20 protein-coding genes are annotated in these 20,059 nt (G+C 72.3%); 4 read left to right on the forward strand and 16 right to left on the reverse strand.

All coding sequences use genetic code 11. The features are described from left to right. Positions 1-27: 27 nt before the first annotated feature. The gene (locus UXQ13_RS06365) at positions 28-3,453 is read left to right on the forward strand and encodes an error-prone DNA polymerase (protein WP_225234828.1); all 3,426 of its coding nucleotides are present in this window, start codon (positions 28-30) and stop codon (positions 3,451-3,453) included. Between the two features lie 9 nt (positions 3,454-3,462). Here the strand turns inward: UXQ13_RS06365 and UXQ13_RS06370 are convergent, their stop codons facing one another. Continuing rightward, complete coding sequence (locus tag UXQ13_RS06370; protein ID WP_225234827.1) at positions 3,463-4,236, reverse strand: enoyl-CoA hydratase-related protein; 774 nt, start codon at positions 4,234-4,236, stop codon at positions 3,463-3,465. Positions 4,237-4,299: 63 nt separating this feature from the next. Between UXQ13_RS06370 and UXQ13_RS06375 the strand changes: the two genes are divergently transcribed. Beyond that, on the forward strand, positions 4,300-5,025 hold the full coding sequence (locus UXQ13_RS06375) for a YqjF family protein (RefSeq protein ID WP_225234826.1): 726 nt from the start codon (positions 4,300-4,302) through the stop codon (positions 5,023-5,025). A gap of 70 nt (positions 5,026-5,095) precedes the next feature. Here the strand turns inward: UXQ13_RS06375 and UXQ13_RS06380 are convergent, their stop codons facing one another. Then, positions 5,096-7,087, reverse strand: a complete 1,992-nt coding sequence (locus UXQ13_RS06380; protein ID WP_225234825.1) for a protein meaA — start codon at positions 7,085-7,087, stop codon at positions 5,096-5,098. Positions 7,088-7,185: 98 nt separating this feature from the next. Between UXQ13_RS06380 and UXQ13_RS06385 the strand changes: the two genes are divergently transcribed. Then, a complete protein-coding gene (locus UXQ13_RS06385) occupies positions 7,186-7,512 on the forward strand; it encodes a hypothetical protein (protein ID WP_225234824.1) in 327 nt (108 codons plus the stop codon). 9 nt (positions 7,513-7,521) lie between these two features. On the opposite strand, the gene murA is transcribed toward UXQ13_RS06385, so the two are convergent. Further along, entirely contained in the window at positions 7,522-8,814 is a 1,293-nt protein-coding gene (gene murA / locus UXQ13_RS06390) for a UDP-N-acetylglucosamine 1-carboxyvinyltransferase (RefSeq protein WP_225234823.1), read from the reverse strand. A 39-nt stretch (positions 8,815-8,853) separates the two neighbouring features. Between murA and UXQ13_RS06395 the strand changes: the two genes are divergently transcribed. Continuing rightward, on the forward strand, positions 8,854-9,462 hold the full coding sequence (locus UXQ13_RS06395) for a cob(I)yrinic acid a,c-diamide adenosyltransferase (protein WP_336391965.1): 609 nt from the start codon (positions 8,854-8,856) through the stop codon (positions 9,460-9,462). Between the two features lie 4 nt (positions 9,463-9,466). Here UXQ13_RS06395 and UXQ13_RS06400 read toward each other — a convergent pair whose 3' ends face one another. The 13 genes from UXQ13_RS06400 to UXQ13_RS06460 form a co-directional block, all read right to left on the reverse strand. Beyond that, complete coding sequence (locus UXQ13_RS06400; protein ID WP_225234821.1) at positions 9,467-9,877, reverse strand: DUF2550 domain-containing protein; 411 nt, start codon at positions 9,875-9,877, stop codon at positions 9,467-9,469. A gap of 34 nt (positions 9,878-9,911) precedes the next feature. Continuing rightward, positions 9,912-10,304: a F0F1 ATP synthase subunit epsilon gene (locus UXQ13_RS06405; protein WP_225234820.1), complete on the reverse strand. Its 393-nt coding sequence runs from the start codon at positions 10,302-10,304 to the stop codon at positions 9,912-9,914. A gap of 103 nt (positions 10,305-10,407) precedes the next feature. Continuing rightward, positions 10,408-10,677: a hypothetical protein gene (locus UXQ13_RS06410; RefSeq protein ID WP_225234819.1), complete on the reverse strand. Its 270-nt coding sequence runs from the start codon at positions 10,675-10,677 to the stop codon at positions 10,408-10,410. 279 nt (positions 10,678-10,956) lie between these two features. Continuing rightward, on the reverse strand, positions 10,957-12,399 hold the full coding sequence (gene atpD, locus UXQ13_RS06415) for a F0F1 ATP synthase subunit beta (RefSeq protein ID WP_225234818.1): 1,443 nt from the start codon (positions 12,397-12,399) through the stop codon (positions 10,957-10,959). Between the two features lie 74 nt (positions 12,400-12,473). After that, positions 12,474-13,436 (reverse strand): F0F1 ATP synthase subunit gamma, encoded by a 963-nt coding sequence (locus UXQ13_RS06420; RefSeq protein WP_225234817.1) that lies wholly within the window; start codon positions 13,434-13,436, stop codon positions 12,474-12,476. A 3-nt stretch (positions 13,437-13,439) separates the two neighbouring features. Then, positions 13,440-15,077, reverse strand: coding sequence for a F0F1 ATP synthase subunit alpha (gene atpA, locus UXQ13_RS06425; protein WP_225234816.1), 1,638 nt, complete (start codon positions 15,075-15,077; stop codon positions 13,440-13,442). Between the two features lie 81 nt (positions 15,078-15,158). Continuing rightward, positions 15,159-15,992, reverse strand: a complete 834-nt coding sequence (locus tag UXQ13_RS06430) for a F0F1 ATP synthase subunit delta (RefSeq protein ID WP_225234815.1) — start codon at positions 15,990-15,992, stop codon at positions 15,159-15,161. Continuing rightward, positions 15,992-16,576 carry a F0F1 ATP synthase subunit B gene (locus UXQ13_RS06435; protein ID WP_225234814.1) on the reverse strand — a complete coding sequence of 195 codons (585 nt, stop codon included), beginning with the start codon at positions 16,574-16,576 and terminating at the stop codon, positions 15,992-15,994. Before UXQ13_RS06435 ends, UXQ13_RS06430 begins: the two co-directional genes overlap by 1 nt. A gap of 46 nt (positions 16,577-16,622) precedes the next feature. Continuing rightward, entirely contained in the window at positions 16,623-16,850 is a 228-nt protein-coding gene (atpE, locus tag UXQ13_RS06440; RefSeq protein WP_055765746.1) for an ATP synthase F0 subunit C, read from the reverse strand. Between the two features lie 82 nt (positions 16,851-16,932). Then, positions 16,933-17,766, reverse strand: a complete 834-nt coding sequence (gene atpB, locus UXQ13_RS06445) for a F0F1 ATP synthase subunit A (protein WP_336391966.1) — start codon at positions 17,764-17,766, stop codon at positions 16,933-16,935. Further along, positions 17,763-18,146: an AtpZ/AtpI family protein gene (locus tag UXQ13_RS06450; RefSeq protein WP_225234812.1), complete on the reverse strand. Its 384-nt coding sequence runs from the start codon at positions 18,144-18,146 to the stop codon at positions 17,763-17,765. The genes atpB and UXQ13_RS06450 overlap by 4 nt, the downstream gene beginning before the upstream one ends. 14 nt (positions 18,147-18,160) lie before the next feature. Beyond that, a complete protein-coding gene (locus tag UXQ13_RS06455; protein ID WP_225234811.1) occupies positions 18,161-18,673 on the reverse strand; it encodes a hypothetical protein in 513 nt (170 codons plus the stop codon). Further along, positions 18,670-19,923: a glycosyltransferase family 4 protein gene (locus tag UXQ13_RS06460; RefSeq protein WP_336391967.1), complete on the reverse strand. Its 1,254-nt coding sequence runs from the start codon at positions 19,921-19,923 to the stop codon at positions 18,670-18,672. Before UXQ13_RS06460 ends, UXQ13_RS06455 begins: the two co-directional genes overlap by 4 nt. Positions 19,924-20,059 lie beyond the last annotated feature (136 nt).

The following is a 20,059-nucleotide window of genomic DNA, read 5'->3' on the forward strand; positions in this document are numbered from 1 at the left end:
CCGCGGCACCGAGCAGGAGCACCCCTGATGGGCTGGCAGAACCCCCCGATCCCGTGGTCGGAGCTGGAGCGCACGCTCTCGGACCGGCACCGGCCCGGCGCACCGGTCGCCGGGGACGGCGGCGACAGCCCGGCCTGGTCGCGCAAGCGGCAGCCCTACGCCCCGCCGCCCGAGCTCCTGCTGCCGCAGCCCGAGCGCCCGGTCGTGCCCTACGCCGAGCTGCACTGCCACACCAACTTCAGCTTCCTGGACGGCGCCAGCCACCCCGAGGAGCTGGTCGCCGAGGCGGTCCGGCTGGGCCTGCACGCCCTGGCCGTCACCGACCACGACGGCTTCTACGGCGTGGTCCGGGCCGCCGACGCGGCCCGGACCCACGACCTGCCCACCGTGGTCGGGGCGGAGCTGTCCCTCGGGCTGCCCGGCCCGCAGCAGGGCGTGGCCGACCCGGTGGGCAACCACCTGCTGCTGCTGGCCCGCGGCGCGGTGGGCTACCACCGGCTGGCCGCGGCGATCACCGAGGCCCAGCTGCGCGGGGAGGAGAAGGGCCGGCCGGTCTACGACCTGGAGGAGCTCGCCGCGGCCGGCGCCGGGGACTGGCTGGTGCTCACCGGCTGCCGCAAGGGCGCCGTCCGCACCGCGCTGGCCACCGGCGGGCTGGACGCGGCGGCCGCCGCGCTCGACCGGCTGGTCGCGCTGTTCGGCCGGGACCAGGTGGTGGTCGAGCTGTTCGACCACGGCCACCCCACCGACAGCTGGGCCAACGACGCCGTCGCCGGGCTGGCCGCCCGGGCCGGCCTGCCCGTGGTGGCGACCGGGAACGTGCACGTGGCGACCCCAGCCGGACGGCGGCTGGCCGGTGCGCTGGCCGCCGTCCGGGCCCGGCGCTCACTGGCCGAGATGGACGGCTGGCTGGCCGCCGCCGGGGCCGCGCACCTGCGGTCGGGGGCGGAGATGGCGACCCGGTTCGCCCGCTACCCCGGGGCGGTGGCCCGGTCGGTGCAGATCGCCGACGAGTTGGCGTTCCCGCTGGAGGCCGCCAAGCCGAAGCTGCCGCGGATGGAGATCCCCGCCGGGCACACCCCGATGTCCTGGCTGCGCGAGCTCTGCCTGCGGGGGCTGGGCGACCGGTTCGGGCCGCCGGGCACCCGCTCCCCCGAGACCGAGCGGGTGTACGCCGACCGGCTGGACCGCGAGCTGGCGGTGATCGCCGAGAAGGACTTCCCGGGCTACTTCCTCATCGTGCACGACCTGGTCGCCGTCGCCCGGGAGAAGCGGATCCTCTGCCAGGGCCGGGGCTCGGCCGCCAACTCGCTGGTCTGCTACCTGCTGCACATCACCGCGGTCGACCCCGTGCGGTTCGGGCTCCCCTTCGAGCGGTTCCTGGCCACCACCCGCGAGGAGGAGCCCGACATCGACGTCGACTTCGACTCCGACCGCCGCGAGGAGGTCATCCAGCACGTCTACGCCAAGTACGGCCGGCGCAACGCTGCCCAGGTCGCCAACGTGATCACCTACCGGCCCAAGCTGGCCGTCCGCGACGTCGCCAAGGCGCTGGGCTACAGCACCGGCCAGCAGGACGCCTGGTCCAAGCAGGTCGAGTCGTGGGGGTCGGTGTCCACCACCACCGCCGACCACGACATCCCGCCGGCCGTGGTCGACCTGGCCGGGCAGCTGCTGGGCTTCCCCCGCCACCTGGGCATCCACTCCGGCGGCATGGTGCTCACCGACCGGCCGGTGGGCGAGGTCTGCCCGATCGAGCACGCCCGCAAGGAGGAGCGCACCGTGCTGCAGTGGGACAAGGACGACTGCGCATCGATGGGGCTGGTGAAGTTCGACCTGCTGGGGCTGGGCATGCTGGCCGCCCTGCAGTACTGCTTCGACCTGGTGGCCGGGCACACCGGTGAGTACCTGACGCTGGACACGGTGCCCAAGGAGGAGCCCGGCGTCTACGACATGCTCTGCCGGGCCGACTCCATCGGGGTCTTCCAGGTCGAGAGCCGTGCCCAGATGGGCACCCTGCCCCGGCTGCGGCCGCGGTCGTTCTACCACCTGGTCATCGAGATCGCGCTGATCCGCCCGGGCCCCATCCAGGGCGGGGCGGTGCACCCCTACATCCGCCGCAAGCTGGGCCAGGAACCGGTGACCTACCCGCACCCGCTGCTGGAGCCGGTGCTGGAGCGCACCTTGGGCGTCCCGCTGTTCCAGGAGCAGCTCATGCAGATCGCCCAGGCCGTCGGCGGGTGCAGCGGCGACGACGCCGACCTGCTGCGCCGGGCGATGGGCTCCAAGCGCGGCAAGGAGAAGATCGGCCGGCTCAAGGAGACGCTGTTCGCCGGCATGGCCTCCCACGGCATCACCGGGGACCTCGCCGACGACATCTACGCCAAGATCGAGGCGTTCGCGAACTTCGGGTTCGCCGAGAGCCACTCGATCAGCTTCGCGCTGCTGGTCTACGTCTCCAGCTGGGTCAAGCTGCACCACCCGGCGGCGTTCCTGGCCGCGCTGCTGCGCGCCCAGCCGATGGGCTTCTACTCCCCGCAGACGCTGGTCGCCGACGCCCGGCGGCACGGCGTGCAGGTGCACACCCCCGACATCCACCGGTCCGGGGTGCACGCCGACCTCGAGGCCCTCGACGCGGGGGCCACCCACCCGACCGGCGACCCGGCGTGCCTGTCCGCCGTCCACCCGCACCCCGGGGAGTTCGACCCCGAGGCGCCCTTCGACACCGACGACCACCGCCGGGACGGCGCGTTCGCCGTCCGGCTGGGGCTGGCCGGTGTCCGGTCGATCGGGGTGGACCTGGCCACCCGCATCGTCGCCGAGCGGGACGCCGCCGGGCCGTTCGCCTCGATGGCCGACCTGGCCCGGCGGGTCGGGCTGACCACGCCGCAGCTGGAGGCCCTGGCCACCGCCGGGGCGTTCGACCCGCTCGGGCTGTCCCGCCGGCAGGCGCTGTGGGAGGCCGGCCGGGCCGCCCGCGAGCGTCCCGACCGGTTGCCGGGCACGGCCGGCGACGAGGCACCGCCGGTGCTGCCGGGCATGAGCGGCGCCGAGCAGACCATGGCCGACCTGTGGGCGACCTCCATCTCCCCCGACAGCCACCCGGTGCAGCACGTGCGGGCGCACCTGGACGCCGCCGGGGTGCTGTCGGCCGCGGCACTGAGCTCGGCGGTGTCGGAGACCCGCGTCCACGTCGGCGGCGTGGTGACCCACCGGCAGCGGCCGGCCACCGCCGGGGGCACCACCTTCCTCAACCTCGAGGACGAGACCGGGCTGGTGAACGTGATCGTGTCGGCCGGGGTGTGGGCCCGCTACCGCCGGGTCGCCCGGGAGTCCGGGGCGCTGGTGATCCGTGGCCGGGTCGAGCGGAACGCCGGGGTGGTGAACCTGGTCGCCGACCGGATCGAGAAGCTGGCGATCACCGTGCAGACGGTGTCCCGGGACTTCCGGTGAGCCCGCGGGTCAGTCGGTCCACACCGCCGGGCGCTTGCCCAGGAACGCCGCCATGCCCTCGCGGGCGCCGTCGAGCTGGGACGCCGCGGCCATCGTCTGCACCGCCTGCAGGTAGGCGTCGGCCTCCGGCCGGTCCAGCTGGGCGTACATCGCCTGCTTGCCCCACGCCTTGCTGGCCCGCGAACCCCGGGTCGCCCGGTGGACCAGGTCGGCGACCGCCCCGTCGAGCTCGGCGTCGGGGACGACCCGGTTGACCAGGCCCCACTCCAGGGCGGTCGCCGCGTCGATGACGTCGCCGGTGAGCGCCAGCTCCATCGCGCGCTTGCGACCCACGTTGCGCGCGATGGCCACCATCGGGGTGTGGCAGAACCAGCCGCCCTTGCCCCCGGGGGCGGCGAAGCCCGCTGACTCCGCGGCCACCGCGAGGTCGCAGGAGGCGACCAGCTGGGCGCCGGCCGCGGTGGCCAGCGCGTGCACCCGGGCGACGACGACCTGCGGCACCTCGTGCAGCGTCTGCATCAGCTCGGTGCACAGCTCCAGCAGCGACCGGACCTCGGCCAGCGGCTTCTCGGCCACGTCGGCGAAGTCGTGGCCGGCGCTGAACACCGGGCCCTCGGCGGCGAGCACCAGCGCCGACGCGTCGGTGGCCCCCACCTGCCGGACCGCGGCCAGCAGCTGGGTCAGGTGCTCCCGGGACAGCGCGTTGCGCTTGGTGGGGCGGCACATGGTCACCGTGACGACGTCGTCCTGCCGCTCGACCCGCGGCGCAGCCAGCTCGCTCATGTGAGCGACCACACCACGGCTCCGGGCCGGTGTCGAGTCGCCGGGTGTGGGCACCCTGGGGGCGTGCACCCAGAACCGGTCACCCCCACCGCCCCGCGCCCGCTGACCTCGACGCTGTTCACCCAGGGCTGGCGCGACCTCGCCTTCCTGCACTGGGCGGTGGACCCCGACCTGGTCGCCCCGCACCTGCCGCCGGGCACCCGCCCGGACACCGTCGACGGCGCGACCTACGTCGGGCTGATCCCCTTCCGGATGCGCCGGATCGGCTTCTTCGGGCTGCCCGGCCTGCCCTACCTGGGCTCCTTCGCGGAGACCAACGTGCGGCTGTACTCCGTCGACGAGCAGGGCCGCCGCGGCGTGGTCTTCGCCTCGCTGGAGGCCGATCGCCTGCTCCCGGTGCTCGCCGCCCGGTGGGTGGCCCGGCTGCCCTACGTCTTCGCCGGCATGCGGGTCACCACGGACGGCGACGTCACCCGCTACACCTCCCGGCGCCGGTGGCCCGGGCCCCGCGGTGCGCACAGCACCGTCGCGGTCCGGGTCGGCGAGCAGATCGCCGACCCGGCGCCGCTGGACCGCTTCCTCACCAGCCGCTGGGGCCTGCACCGCGGTTTCCTGGGCCGCACCGCCTACTGGCCCAACGAGCACCCGGAGTGGCCGCTGCACCGCGCGGAGCTCGTCGAGCTCGACGAGGAGCTGACCGCCGCCGCCGGCGTCCCGGTCACCGGGGCGCCGGACAGCGTGCTCTTCTCCCCCGGCGTCGACGTCCGCTTCGGCCCCTGGACCAGGTGAGGTGCTGGAACGGCTCCCTCGCAGGGGCCCGCGGCGTGCGGAGCGCGTCGTGGGGGGCGAGGGGGTCCTTCTAGAGGTCGTTGGCCTCGCGGACGACGTCCACGATCTGGCCCATGATGTCGGTCATCCCGAAGTCCTTCGGGGTGAACACCCGGGCCACGCCCTGCTCCTTCAACCGCCGCGCGTCGGCGTCGGGCACGATGCCGCCGACCACCACCGGGACGTCGTCCAGACCCGCCGCGCGCAGGCCCTCGAGCACCGCGGGCACGACCTGCAGGTGCGAGCCGGACAGCACCGACAGGCCCACCACGTGCACGTCCTCCTCGACCGCGGCCGAGACGATCTGCGCCGGGGTCAGCCGGATGCCCTGGTAGACCACCTCGAAGCCGGCGTCCCGGGCCCGGACGGCGATCTGCTCGGCGCCGTTGGAGTGCCCGTCCAGGCCGGGCTTGCCGACCAGGAAGCGCAGCCGCCCACCGAGCTCCTCGCCGGTCGCCCGGACCCGCTCGCGGACGTCGGCCAGGGACACGTCGGCCTCGCCGGTGCTCGCGGCCGAGACCCCGGTGGGTGCCCGGTACTCCCCGAACACCTCGCGCAGCACCCCGGCCCACTCCCCCGTGGTGACGCCGGCGCGGGCGCACTCCAGGCTGGCGGTCATCAGGTTCTCGGTCGTGCCGGCCGCGGTGCGCAGCGCGTCCAGCGACGCGGCCACCCGGGCGTCGTCCCGGTCGGCCCTCCACCGGACCAGCGCCTCCTGCGCCGCGGCCTCCACGGCCGGGTCGACGGTCTGGATCGCGGTGTCCAGGTCGGCGGTGAGCGGGTTGGGCTCGGTGGAGGTGAACTTGTTGACCCCGACCACGACGTCGTCCCCGGACTCCATCCGGCGTCGACGCTCGGCCAGCGACCCGACCAGCTGGCCCTTCATGTAGCCCGACTCGACGGCCGCGACCGCGCCGCCCATCTCCTGCACCCGGGCGATCTCGGCCCGGGCGCCCTCGACGATCTCGGCGACCTTGGCCTCGACGACGACCGAGCCGGTGAACAGGTCGTCGTACTCCAGCAGATCGGTCTCGAAGGCGAGCACCTGCTGCAGCCGCAGCGACCACTGCTGGTCCCAGGGCCGGGGCAGGCCCAGCGCCTCGTTCCAGGCCGGCAGCTGCACGGCGCGGGCCCGGGCGTCCTTGGACAGCGTGACCGCGAGCATCTCCAGCACGATCCGCTGCACGTTGTTCTCCGGCTGCGCCTCGGTCAGGCCCAGGGAGTTGACCTGCACGCCGTAGCGGAAGCGGCGGTGCTTGGAGTCCTGCACGCCGTAGCGCTCGAGGGTCAGCTCGTCCCACAGCTGACCGAAGGCGCGCATCTTGCACATCTCCTCGACGAACCGGACCCCGGCGTTGACGAAGAAGGAGATCCGGGCGACGACCTCGCCGAAGCGCTCGGCCGGCACCTGGCCGGAGTCGCGCACCGAGTCCAGGACGGCGATCGCGGTGCTGATCGCGTAGGCGATCTCCTGCACGGGCGTCGCGCCGGCCTCCTGCAGGTGGTAGCTGCAGATGTTGGTCGGGTTCCACTTGGGCAGCGCGGTGACGGTGTAGGCGACCATGTCGGTGATCAACCGCATGCTCGGCGCCGGCGGGAACACGTAGGTCCCCCGCGACAGGTACTCCTTGACGATGTCGTTCTGCGTCGTCCCGGTCAGCGCGGCGACGTCGTGGCCGTGCTCCTCGGCGACGGCCTGGTACAGCGCGAGCAGCCACATCGCGGTGGCGTTGATCGTCATGGACGTGTTCATCTCGTCCAGCGGGATGCCGTCGAACAGCGCACGCATGTCGCCGATGTGGCTGACCGGCACGCCCACCTTGCCCACCTCGCCGGCGGCCAGCTCGTGGTCGGGGTCGTAGCCGGTCTGGGTGGGCAGGTCGAAGGCCACCGACAGGCCGGTCTGCCCCTTGTCCAGGTTGCGGCGGTACAGGGCGTTGGACTCGGCCGGGGACGAGTGGCCCGCGTACGTGCGCATGACCCAGGGGCGGTCGCGGTCCTTCGGCGCTGAAGGGTTCGGCATGTCCGCGGAGTGTAGGGCTACCGGCCGGTAACCACGATGTCGAACAGCTCACGCGGTGGCACACTCGGGGGCGGTCCACCGACGGGGAGGAGACCGCTGTGCCCATCGATGCGGGCAGCCTGCACTACGCGGTCGGCCCGGCCATCGCGTTCCTGGTGCTCGTCGTCCTGGCGGTGTTCCTGCGCTGGGCGTTCGCGTCCAGCAGCCCGAAGCCCACCAAGCGGCCCTCCGCCGAGGACGGCCTGCTCACCCGGGTCGCGACGCTGACCCGCAAGGAGTCCGCGCTCGCGCTGCGAGCGGTGCTGTCCGACGCCGGGATCCGCTCGACGATCCGGTACCCGGCCCCGCACCGCGCCGACGTCCTGGTCTTCCCGGAGGACGCCGGCCGCGCCCGCGCCCTGGCCGGCACCTTCCAGAACGGCTGAGCCGGCCGCTCAGGTGTCGCGGTCGCGGTGGGTCCGCTCGATCGTGGCGCCCAGCCCGCGCAGCTGCTCCACGAAGTCGGGGTAGCCGCGGTCGACGTGGTGCACGTCGGCCACCTCGGTGACCCCGTCGGAGCACAACCCGGCCAGCACCAGGCCGGCACCGGCCCGGATGTCGGTGGCCAGCACCGGTGCGCTGGACAGCCGCTCCCGGCCGCGGACCACGGCGTGGTGGCCGTCGATGCGCACGTCGGCGCCCAGCCGGACCAGCTCGTTGACGAACATGAAGCGGCCCTCGAACACGTTCTCGGTGATCAGGGCGGTGCCGGTGGACACCGCGGCCAGCGCGACGGCCATCGGCTGCAGGTCGGTCGGGAAGCCGGGGAAGGGCAGCGTGACGACGTCGACGCAGGTGGGCCGCTCGACCATCGCCACCCGGACGCCGCCCTCGACCTGCTCGACGGTCGCACCGGCCGCGCGCAGCTTGTCCAGCGCCACCGACAGGTGCTCGGGGGCTGCGCGCTCGATCACGACGTCGCCCCGGGTCATCACCGCACCGATCGCCCAGGTGCCGGCCACGATGCGGTCGGGGACGGTGGTGTGGGTGACCGGGTGCAGCTCGGTGACGCCCTCGACGGTGATCGTGGAGGACCCGGCACCGGAGATCTGCGCGCCCATCTCGCTCAGCATCTGGCAGATGTCCACGATCTCGGGCTCGCGCGCGGCGTTGTCCACGACCGTGGTGCCCTCGGCCAGCACCGCGGCCATCACCAGGTTCTCGGTGGCGCCGACCGACGGGAAGTCCAACCAGATGGAGGTGCCGATGAGCCGCGGGGCGGTGGCGATCAGGAAGCCGTGCTCGCTGCGCACGGTGGCGCCCAGCCGCTCCAGGCCGGCCACGTGCATGTCCAGCCCGCGGGAGCCGATCGCGTCGCCACCGGGCAGCGCCACCTTGGCCTGCCCGCAGCGGGCCACCAGGGGGCCCAGGACGCTGATCGAGGCCCGCATCCGGCGCACCAGGTCGTAGTCGGTCTCGCTGGAGGGCATCTCCGGGACGTCGACGACGACCCGGCCACCGCCCCCGCCCCGGCCGTCGGTGTAGCGCTGGAACTCCACGCCGCAGCCCAGCCGGCGCAGCACCTCGCTCATGATCGTCACGTCGAGGATGTCGGGGACCTCCTCGATCGTTGTCCGGCCGCTGGCCAGCAGCGCCGCAGCCATCAGCTTGAGCGCGCTGTTCTTCGCGCCGGTCACCCGCACCCGTCCGCGCAGCGACGTCCCGCCGGTCACCTCGAAGCAGTCCACCGCTCCACAGTAGGAGACCACCCCGCATACGCTGCGGGCATGACCGTCCGGCTCACCCGCATCTACACCAAGACCGGCGACGCCGGGCAGACCCACCTGGGCGACATGAGCCGGGTGGCCAAGACCGACGTCCGGCTGGCCGCCTACGCCGACGTCGACGAGACCAACTCGGTGCTCGGCCTGGCGCTCGCGCTGGGGTCACCCCCGGCGCCGCTGGCCGAGCTGCTGCGCAGCGTGCAGAACGACCTCTTCGACGTCGGGGCCGACCTGTGCACGCCGATCACCCCGAACCCGGAGTACCCGCCGCTGCGGATCACCGCCGCCTACACCGAGCGGCTGGAGGCGGCCTGCGACGAGCACAACGAGCAGCTGCCCAAGCTGAACTCGTTCATCCTGCCCGGCGGGACGCCGCTGGCCGCGTTCCTGCACCAGGCGCGCACCGTCGCCCGGCGGGCCGAGCGCCGGGTCTGGGCCCTGCTCGAGGCCGACGCGGAGCGCACCAACGAGGAGACGGCGAAGTACCTCAACCGGCTGTCGGACCTGCTGTTCATCCTGTCCCGGGAGGCGAACCCGGGCGGTGACGTGCTGTGGGAGCCCGGCGCGCACAGCGGCGCCCACGCCCAGCGGGCGGCCGCCGCGCAGGAGTAGCGGGTCAGCGGCCCAGCGGCGGCGAGGACTCGATCCAGGACAGGAAGCCGGTCACCGTCGAGGGGTCCATGGCCAGCTCCCGGGGGCCGCCGCCGGTGCGGCAGATCAGCACCTGGCTGTCGGCGGGCACGGCACCGTCCTCGACGGTGGGCCGCCGCCGGCCCTCGACGTGGAACTCCGTGCGGCACAGCCGCTGGGTCGGGCGGACCGACAGCGAGAGCGCCGGGTACCAGAGCAGTTCCTCACCGGAATACCAGGCGACACCGACGGACCAGCGGGGTGCACCCACCGGGCGCAGCCACATGGTGACGGCGCCCAGGCCGCTGAGCAGGAACCGGCGGCGCAGCAGGAACGTCGCGACCAGCGCGACGACCAGGACCGCGACGAGGACCAGCAGCACGGTGCTCAGCGCCACGGGCCCCGGTCCTCGGTCGTCGCGGTCGCGGGTCTCAGGCGGCCTGGCCGGCGGCGCGGAGGCGGGACTGGGCGCGACGGGCGGCGGCGAGCGCCTCCTCGTCGTCGTCCGCGGCGCCCTCTGCCCGGCTCAGCGCCTGGCGGGCCCGCTCGACGTCGATCTCGGTCGCGATCTCGGCGGTCTCGGCCAGGATGGACACACCCTGCTCGGTCACCGACAGGAACCCACCGTGGGCGGCGACGACGAGGTCCTCGCCGCCGTCGACGCGGATGGTGACGACGCCACCGGGCGCGAGCTCACCGAGCAGCGGCGCGTGGCCGGGCAGCACGCCGAGCTCTCCCTCGGTGGTCCGGGCGATCACCATCGTCGCCTCACCGGACCAGATCTTGCGCTCCACGGCCACGAGCTCGACCTGCAGGGTCGCCACGACACTCCTCGGGGTCCGCCGGTCGAACCGGCGAGCTGGTCACCTCGCGGTGACGGATCGGTCTCCAGCATACGGGCCCGGGCGGGCCGGCCCGGCGCGGGCGTCAGCCCCGGCGGTAGAGCAGGGTCCAGCGGCCCAGGCGGACCAGCGGGCGGCGGACCGTCGAGCTCGGTGCCCACTCGGCCATGTCGAAGCGCGGGACGTCGGCCGGCGGGGGCGGCGCGTAGGGCGGCCAGCACCAGTCGGACTCGTCACCGGTGCCCAGGGACGCCAGCGGACCCGACGGGTGGTCCTCGGTCGGCGTCCCGGCGGGGGTCAGCATCGGCTCCGCGCCGGCGACCGGGGTCGCTGCGAGCTGCGGGCTGTCGTCCACGCTGTCTTCTCCTGCCGCGCACCGGGGTGCCTCGGTGCTCCTTGCGATGATCATCGGACGAACGCTGCCCCGCGCCGAGCGTTGACGGCGATGTCCACCCGAACGGGTGGGGTGGGTCAGCGGGAGATCGGCCACGCCGCACCGCGTCGCCCTCGACGGCGATCATAGTGGGACTCCGGCGACCTGCCCGACGCAGGTCGAACCGCCCTCGGACACCCGGGACGACGACGGCCGGCCACCCCGCGAGGGGTGACCGGCCGTCGGTCGGTGCTGGTGGAGCTACTTCTTGAGCTTGGCGGCGTTCGCCTCGAGGTCCTCGAGGCCACCGCACATGAAGAAGGCCTGCTCCGGCACGTGGTCGTACTCGCCCTGGGTCAGCGCCTTGAACGCCTGCAGGGTCTCGGTCAGCGGCACGTAGGAGCCCGGCTGCCCGGTGAAGGCCTCGGCCACGAACATGTTCTGGGACAGGAAGCGCTCGATGCGACGGGCCCGGTTCACGGTGACCTTGTCCTCCTCACCGAGCTCGTCGATGCCGAGGATCGCGATGATGTCCTGGAGCTCCTGGTAGCGCTGCAGGATCCGCTTGACCTCCGACGCCGTGTCGTAGTGCTCCTGCCCGACGTACTGGGCGTCGAGGATCCGGCTGGTGGAGTCCAGCGGGTCCACGGCCGGGTAGATGCCCTTCTCCGAGATGGGCCGCGACAGGTTCGTCGTGGCGTCCAGGTGGGCGAAGGTGGTGTGCGGAGCCGGGTCGGTGATGTCGTCGGCGGGCACGTAGATGGCCTGCAGCGAGGTGATGGACCGGCCTCGGGTCGAGGTGATCCGCTCCTGCAGCTCGCCCATCTCGTCGGCCAGGGTCGGCTGGTACCCCACGGCGGAGGGCATGCGGCCCAGCAGCGTGGAGACCTCGGACCCGGCCTGGGTGAACCGGAAGATGTTGTCGATGAAGAGCAGCACGTCCTGGTCCTGCTCGTCGCGGAAGTACTCCGCCATCGTCAGGGCCGACAGGGCCACCCGCAGACGCGTGCCCGGAGGCTCGTCCATCTGGCCGAAGACCAGCGCGGTCGAGTTGATGACCCCGGACTCGGTCATCTCGGTGATGAGGTCGTTGCCCTCACGGGTGCGCTCGCCGACACCGGCGAACACCGACACGCCACCGAACTCCTGGGCGACGCGACGGATCATCTCCTGGATGAGGACCGTCTTGCCGACGCCGGCACCGCCGAACAGGCCGATCTTCCCGCCCTTGATGTAGGGCGTGAGCAGGTCGATGACCTTGATGCCGGTCTCGAGCAGCTCGGTGCGGCCCTCGAGCTGGTCGAACTTGGGTGCGTGGCGGTGGATCGTCCAGCGCAGCCCGTCCTCGCCGTAGCCGGGGGTGTCCAGGCACTCGCCGAGCGCGTTGAACACGTGGCCGGTCACCTGGTCGCCGACCGGCACCGAGATGGCCGAGCCGGTGTCGCGCACCTCGGCGCCGCGGACCAGGCCGTCGGTGGGCGCCATCGAGATGGTGCGGACGACGTTGTCACCCAGGTGCTGGGCGACCTCGAGGGTCAGCGTCTTGCCCAGGTCGGCGAGGGTGACGTCGACCTTGAGGGCGTTGAACAGCTCGGGCATCGAGTCCCGGGGGAACTCGACGTCGACGACCGGGCCGGTGACCCGGACGACGCGGCCGGAGCCGGTGGTCTCGCTCGTGCTCGGACGGTCCTCGGTGAGGGTCATCGCTGCTTCTCCTGGCTGGTGTGGGGCGCGCTCGACTGCGTGGTCTGTCGCGTCTGAGAGGTGGTCGTCACGGGTCAGATGTCCGACCCGCTGGACACGAGGGCGTCGGCGCCGCCGACGATCTCGCTGATCTCCTGGGTGATGCCGGCCTGGCGGGCCGCGTTCGCCTGCCGGGAGAGGTTCTTGGCCAGCTCCTCGGCGTTGTCCGAGGCGGACTTCATCGCCCGGCGGCGGGAGGCCGACTCCGACGCCGCGGACTCGAGCATCGCGGCGTAGATGCGGGTGCTGATGTACTTCGGCAGCAGCGCGTCCAGCAGCGACTCGGCGGAGGGCTCGAACTCGTACGAGGTCGGGATGTCGGTCGACCTCTGACCGGCTGCCGCGTCCTCGCGCTCGTGCTCGAACTCCTCCACCTCCTCCACCTCGAGGGGAGCCATCCGCTTGGCCACGGGCACCTGGGCCAGCAGCGAGCGGAACTCCGTGTAGACGATGTGCAGCTCGTCGACGCCGTCGATGCCGTCGGCGTTGCCCTGGTCGTCGTCCTCACCGGCGGTGAAGGCCTTGATCAGGGTGCTGCCGACCGCCTGCGCGTCGGCGTAGCCGGGCTGCTCGGAGAAGCCGGTCCAGGTCTCCTCGACCGCACGGTCGCGGAACCGGTAGTACGTCTCGCCCTTGCGGCCGACGACGTAGAGCACCGGGTCCTTGCCCTCGCTGCGCAGCAGGCCGAGCAGCTCCTCGGTACGGCGCAGCACGTTGACGTTGTAGGAGCCGGCGAAGCCGCGGTCGGAGGTGATGACCAGCACCGCCACCCGACCCGGCTTCTCCCGCTCGGTGAGCAGCGGGTGGTCCAGGCTCGCCGAGGACGCCAACGCCGAGAGCACCTTGGTGATCTCCCGGGCGTAGGGCTTGGAGGCCTCGACCCGGTTCTGGGCGCGCACGATGCGGGCACCGGCGATCAGCTCCTGGGCCGAGAAGATCTTCTTCGTCGACCGGGTGGAGCGGATGCGGCGCCGCAGCGCGCGGAGGGAGGCAGCCACGGGTCAGGCCTTCTTCTTGACCTGGACGCGCTCCTGGCCGCGCTGCGACGCGTCCATCGCCTCGACCTCGGGCTCGTTCACCTGCAGCGACTCGCCGTCGCTGGTCGTGAACTGGCCGTAGAAGGCCTCCACCGCGGACTCGAGGTTCCCGACGGTGTCGTCCTCGAGCTTCTTGGAGTTGGCGATCGCGTCGAGCACCCCGGAGTCACCGCGGGACAGGAACTCGAGGAACTCGCCCTCGAAGCGGCGCACGTCGGGCACCGGGACGACGTCGAGCTTGCCCCGGGTGCCCAGCCACAGCGAGACGACCTCGCGCTCGAGGGAGAACGGCGCGTACTGGCCCTGCTTGAGCAGCTCGACCAGGCGCTGACCGCGGTCCAGGGTGGCGCGGGAGGAGGCGTCCAGGTCCGAGGAGAAGGAGGAGAAGGCCTCCAGCTCGCGGAACTGGGCCAGGTCCAGGCGCAGGCGACCGGCGACGGCCTTCATCGCCTTCGTCTGCGCCGAGCCGCCCACGCGGGACACCGAGATGCCCACGTTGATGGCCGGGCGGACACCGGAGTTGAACAGACCGGTCTCCAGGAAGATCTGGCCGTCGGTGATCGAGATGACGTTGGTCGGGATGTACGCCGAGACGTCGTTGCCCTTGGTCTCGATGATCGGCAGGCCGGTCTGCGACCCGCCGCCGAGCTCCTCCGACAGCTTCGCGCAGCGCTCCAGCAGGCGGGAGTGCAGGTAGAAGACGTCGCCGGGGTAGGCCTCGCGGCCCGGGGGACGACGCAGCAGCAGCGACACCGCGCGGTAGGCCTCGGCCTGCTTGGACAGGTCGTCGAACACGATCAGGGTGTGCTTGCCCTCGTACATCCAGTGCTGGCCGATGGCCGAGCCGGTGTAGGGGGCGATGTACTTGTAGCCGGCCGAGTCCGAGGCGGGCGAGGCGACGATGGTCGTGTACTCCATCGCGCCGGCGTCCTCCAGCGCGGCCTTGACCCCGGCGATGGTGGAGCCCTTCTGGCCCACCGCGACGTAGATGCAGCGGACCTGCTGCTGCGGGTCACCGGTCGCCCAGGCGGCCTTCTGGTTGATGATCGTGTCGATCGCGATCGCGGTCTTGCCGGTCTGGCGGTCGCCGATGATCAGCTGGCGCTGGCCGCGGCCGATCGGGGTCATGGCGTCGATGGCCTTGATCCCGGTGGCGAGGGGCTCGTGCACCGACTGGCGCTGGACCACCGAGGGGGCCTGCAGCTCCAGGGCGCGGCGCTCGGTGCTCTGGATGTCGCCGGCGCCGTCGATCGGCACGCCGAGGGGGTCCACGACGCGGCCGAGGAAGCCGTCGCCGACCGGCACCGAGAGCACCTGGCCGGTCCGGCGGACCGTCTGGCCCTCCTCGATCGCGGCGAAGTCACCCATGACCACGACGCCGACCTCGCGCACGTCGAGGTTCAGGGCCAGGCCACGCACGCCGCCCTCGAACTCCAGGAGCTCGTTGGTCATGACCGAGGGCAGGCCCTCGACACGGGCGATGCCGTCGCCGGCCTCGGTGACGGTGCCGACCTCCTCGCGGGAGACATCGGTGTCGTAGTCGGTGACGTAGTTCTGGATGGCACTGCGGATCTCGTCCGCGGAGATCGTGAGCTCGGCCATGGCCCGGGTGTCCTCTTCCCTGCTCAGGTGCTGTCTGGGGTGGTGCGGTCGGTGGTCGGCCTGCTCGGCCGACCGGGCGGCTCAGCCGGCGAAGCGCCGGCCGGCAGCTTCCAGCCGGTGCGCGATGCTGCCGTCGACGATCTCGTCGCCGACCCGGATGACCAGGCCGCCGATGATCGCCGGTTCGACCTGGACCTGCAGGCCGATGGTGCGCCCGTAGGTCCGCTCGAGGATGGCGGTCAGCCGCTGCTGCTGGGCGGCGTCCAGCTCGACCGCGCTGGTCACGTGCGCGACCGACTGGCCGCGCCGCGCCGAGGCCGCCTCGGAGATCCGCTCGACGGCGTTGGCCGCGTTGTGCACGTGCTGGCTGGTCAGCGCGTTGCGCACCAGCCGCTCGGTGATCGGCGAGACCTTGCCGGCCAGCAGCCGGTCCAGCAGCGCCGTCTTGCCCTGGCGGTCGGCAGCGGGGTCACCGAGCAGGCGGGCCAGTGCGGCGTCGCCGTCGATGATCCGGCCGAACCGGAAGAGCTCGTCCTCGACGGTGTCGAGCTCCCCGCGGGCCTGCGCCGCGTCCAGCGCGACGTCGGTGGCCAGCGTCTCGACCGCCTCGACCAGGTCCAGGGGACGCGACCAGCGCTGGCGGGCCACGGTCTGCACCACGTCCAGCGCGCCGTCGCCGATCTTGCCGCGCAGCAGCCGGTCCGCGAGGCCGGCCCGGTCGTCGGGCCGCACGGACGCATCGGCCAGTGCCCGCCGGAGCGAGACCTGACCGCTGAGCACGTGGGCGACCGAGAACAGGTCGTCGGCCAGCCCGAGCAACGCCTGGCCGTCGGCCCGGCTGCCCTGCTGCGACCCGGTCTGCAGACCCAGGCGCTCGCGCGAGGTGGCGAGCGCCTCCCGGCTGGCCGCCTGCATCAGCGGTTGCCCTCGGGCGTGTAGACCGTGCTGCCGCCGGTGCCGGTGGCCGGGGTGGACGACGACATGGCGTCCAGCTCGTCCATGAACCGGTCCACGGTGCCGCGTCGACGGGCGTCGTCCTCGAGGGACTCCCCCACGACCCGGCCGGCCAGCGTGACCGCCAGCGAGCCGATCTGCCCGCGCAGCTCGTTGACCACCTGCTGGCGGGAGGCAGCGAGCTGCTCCTCGCCGCGGGCGACGATGCGGGCGGACTCCTCCTGGGCCTGGGTGCGCAGCTCCTCGAGGATCTGCTGGCCCTCGGCCCGGGCGGCGTCGCGGATCTGCGCGGCCTCGGTGCGGGCCTCGGCGAGCTGGGCGCGGTACTGCTCCAGCGCGGCCTTGGCCTCGGCCTGGGCGGCCTCCGCCCGCTCGATGCCGCCCTCGATGGCGTTGCGTCGCTCCTGGAACGTCTTCTCGATGATCGGGAAGACGAACTTGATGACGACGAACGCCAGGATCGCGAACGTGATCAGCCCGACGATGATCTCGCCGACGGGCGGCAGCAACGGGTTGGGTTCGCCCTCAGCAGCGAAGAGATTCACCTGACGTCACCTCCAACGGGTCTCGTGGACGATCCCTGGGAAGGGATCAGGAACCGAAGATGAAGGGGACGACCAGGCCGATGAGCGCGAGCGCCTCGGACAGGGCGGCACCGAGGAAGGCGTAGGTACGGGTCAGACCGGCGGACTCGGGCTGGCGCGCGGTCGCCTGGATGTAGGCGGCCCACACGATGCCCACACCGATGCCGGGGCCGATGGCGGCGAGGCCGTAGCCCACCGAACCGATGCTGCCGGTGAGCTCTGCCAGAACGTCCATTGCGGGGTGTTCCTCCTGTGTCGGTCACCCGGGATGGTCCCGGGTGGCTGGCGGGGTGGTGCGTCTGTGGATCGAGCAGGCCTCAGTGGGCCTTCTCGACGGCTCCGTTGAGGTAGGTGGCGGTCAGCACGGTGAAGACGTAGGCCTGCAGCACGATCACCAGCACCTCGAAGAAGGTCATGAACAGTGCCATGAGGAAGCTGAACGGCGCGAAGATGACCGAGTAGTTCTCGTCGAACTTGCCCAGCAGGTAGACCGTGCCGAGCGAGAAGACGACGAGCAGCATGTGTCCGGCGAAGAGGTTCGCGAACAGACGCACGGCGAGCGTGAACGGCCGGATGATGAACATCTGCAGCAGCTCGATCGGGGTCACCAGCAGGAGGAACGGGATCGGCACCCCCGATGGGATCGCCACCTCCTTGAGGTAGCCGCCGAGGCCCTTGTTCTTGATCGAGACGACGTTGTAGAGGATGTAGACCAGGATCGCCAGCACCAACGGGTAGGCGAACTTGCTCATCGGCGAGATCTGGAAGAACGGGATGATGCTCATCGCGTTGTTCGCCAGGATGAAGAAGAACAGCGCACCCAGGAACGGCACGAAGGGCTTGTACCGCGGGCCGATGACGTCGCGACCCAGGTTGTCCCGGACGAGCGAGTAGCCGCTCTCCATCAACCACTGCGCCTTGCGGGGCACGATGGTCGGGTTGCGCGTGGCCAGCACCATGAAGAGCAGGATCGCCGCGGTGGCGATGAACGAGATGATCGTGATGCGGGTGATCGTGAAGTCGATGCCGAGCAGCGAGAACTCCGCCAGCGACGGCGGGTAGAACTCCTCGATGGTCGGCGACACGAAGCCGCCGCCAGAGTCGCTCTCGACTGCGAGCACGCTCGCGAGCGCGTGGGCGCTGGAGGTCACCGGTGTCCCTTCTGCGTCACTTCTTGCGCCCGTGGCCGGCTCCGTCGTCCGCCCGGGGTCCTGCGGTAGCTCGTGTAGCTCTTGGAGCTGATCTTGCTGTAGCTCGTGGTGCTGATCGACACGGGCTGGTCGGTGGCTCCGCCGTACTTCGTGACCACCAGGTAGATGGCCGAGGCGAGCCCGAGCAGCATGCCGATCACGACGAACACGCGGGTGTCCAGCCACCGGTCCAGCAGCCAGCCGGCGCCTCCCCAGACGATCAACCCGGACAGCAGGGTCCCGGTGATCCCCCACCCGATGTCGGCACCGCTGGGGTGCGCGTCGTCGGACGAGGAGGGGTGACGGCCGCGGCCACCGTTCTTCGTGGAGGCGATGTCCATCGATTCGGACACTATCAGCCGCCTGTGCGACCCTGACCGGGGTGTTCTACAGCTCGTGGCAGAACTGCCGGATCGGGTGATGCGGCCGGCGGTGCGGGCGGGGTCGTGTAGTACAGCTGGCGGGTCCACACCCACCGCGCCTGGACCCCGCTCCACACCAGTGCGCCGACCAGCACCGCCCAGGCGGTGGCCACCCGGTCCGGGGTTCCGTCGGCCGGCAGGGCCTGCAGCAGGGTGGCGAACCCGATCACCTTCACCACGAAGGCGCCCAGGGCCGCGGGCAGGGTGAAGGAGTCGTCGATCTTGCCGGCCCAGGCGATGGCGTAGCCGGACAGGCAGAAGAAGGCCGTGGTGATCGCGGCCCCGAGGACGACGCCGAGGGCGGCCGCCCACCCGGCGGTCAGGCCGACGACCGGCACGGCCACCGCCGCGAGACCTCCGGTGACGAGCGCGCCGACCCGCAGGAAGGACAGGTCCCAGGGCCCGGCCGCGCTGCGCGGTCCGCGGCGGACGGCGGGCTGGGTCATCGGGGTGCTCCGGTGGGGTCGGGGGCGCGGGTGGGCGTTCCTGCCCGTGACGGTACGGCGCCCACCTGACCGGACCGGGCGGGCCGCCGTCCCCACCGGCGACCGGCCCGGGCGACCCGGGTCTCCGAGGCGGCCACCGACGCCGCCGTCCGCTCGGCCCGCCGGGCCCGCGGGCTGAGGACGACGACGACCCCCACCACCAGCAGCGCCCCGATCACCACCAACACCTCGACGGTGCCGCCGGAGATGGACAGCGCGATGGCGCCGAAGCTCAGCAGCGCCGCCCAGAAGTACATGATCAGGACCGCACGCCGGTGCGAGTGCCCGATCGACAGCAGCCGGTGGTGCAGGTGCATCTTGTCCGGGCTGAACGGGGACTGGCCCTTGCGGGTGCGCCGCACGACCGCGAGCACCAGGTCGGTGAACGGGATGAAGAGCACCGCCAGCGGGACCAGGAGGGGCAGGGCCAGCGGGAGCACGCTGGCCGCGGAGTCGAAGCTCTGCGAGTCGACCCGGCCGGTGGCCGACACGGCGGCGGCCGACAGCATCAGCCCGACCATCATGGAGCCGGAGTCGCCCATGAAGATGCGGGCCGGGGAGAAGTTGTGCGGCAGGAAGCCCAGGCACGCCCCGGCCAGGACCGCGGTGATCAGGGCGGGCGCGGAGGCGGTGTCGTCGTAGCCGACCAGCCCGAGGTTGTAGCTGTAGGCGAACAGCGCCAGCGCCGCGATCGCCGACACCCCGGCGGCGAGCCCGTCCAGGCCGTCGATGAAGTTCAGCGCGTTGACCACCAGGACCGTCACCAGGATGGTCAGCGGGACGCCGACGTCACCCAGGGACAGCGTGCCGATCCCGGCGAAGGGCAGGAAGACGAACAGCAGCTGCACGCCGAGCAGCACCATGACCCCGGCGCAGGCGATCTGGCCGGTCAGCTTGGTGAGGGCGTCGATCTCGAAGCGGTCGTCGAGCACCCCGAGCAGGCAGATCAGCCCACCGGCGACCAGCACCGCGTAGGTCTGGGAGTCCTCGAAGGTCCGCTGCAGCGCCGGCAGCCGGCTGGCCACCAGGACGGCGGCCGCCACCCCCGCGTACATGGCCACGCCGCCACCGCGCGGGGTGGGGATGACGTGCACGTCGCGCTCGCGGACGGCGGAGACCACCTTCAGGCGCATCGCCAGCACCCGCACCACGGGCGTGGTCAGGAAGGTGACCAGCGCCGCGGTGAGGCAGACGACGGCGTACTCGCGCACGGGTGGTCAGGCTCCTGAGGTCGGGGTGGCCACGACGGTAGTGGCTGCGCGGCCGCTAGATGAGTAAGTCCGAATGACACGGGTGTGATTTCAGGGCGGAGGGTGCTGGGGTACGGGTTGTGACGACCGACCTCAA

This window comes from Klenkia terrae (assembly GCF_037083865.1).
Taxonomy (GTDB): domain Bacteria; phylum Actinomycetota; class Actinomycetes; order Mycobacteriales; family Geodermatophilaceae; genus Klenkia; species Klenkia terrae.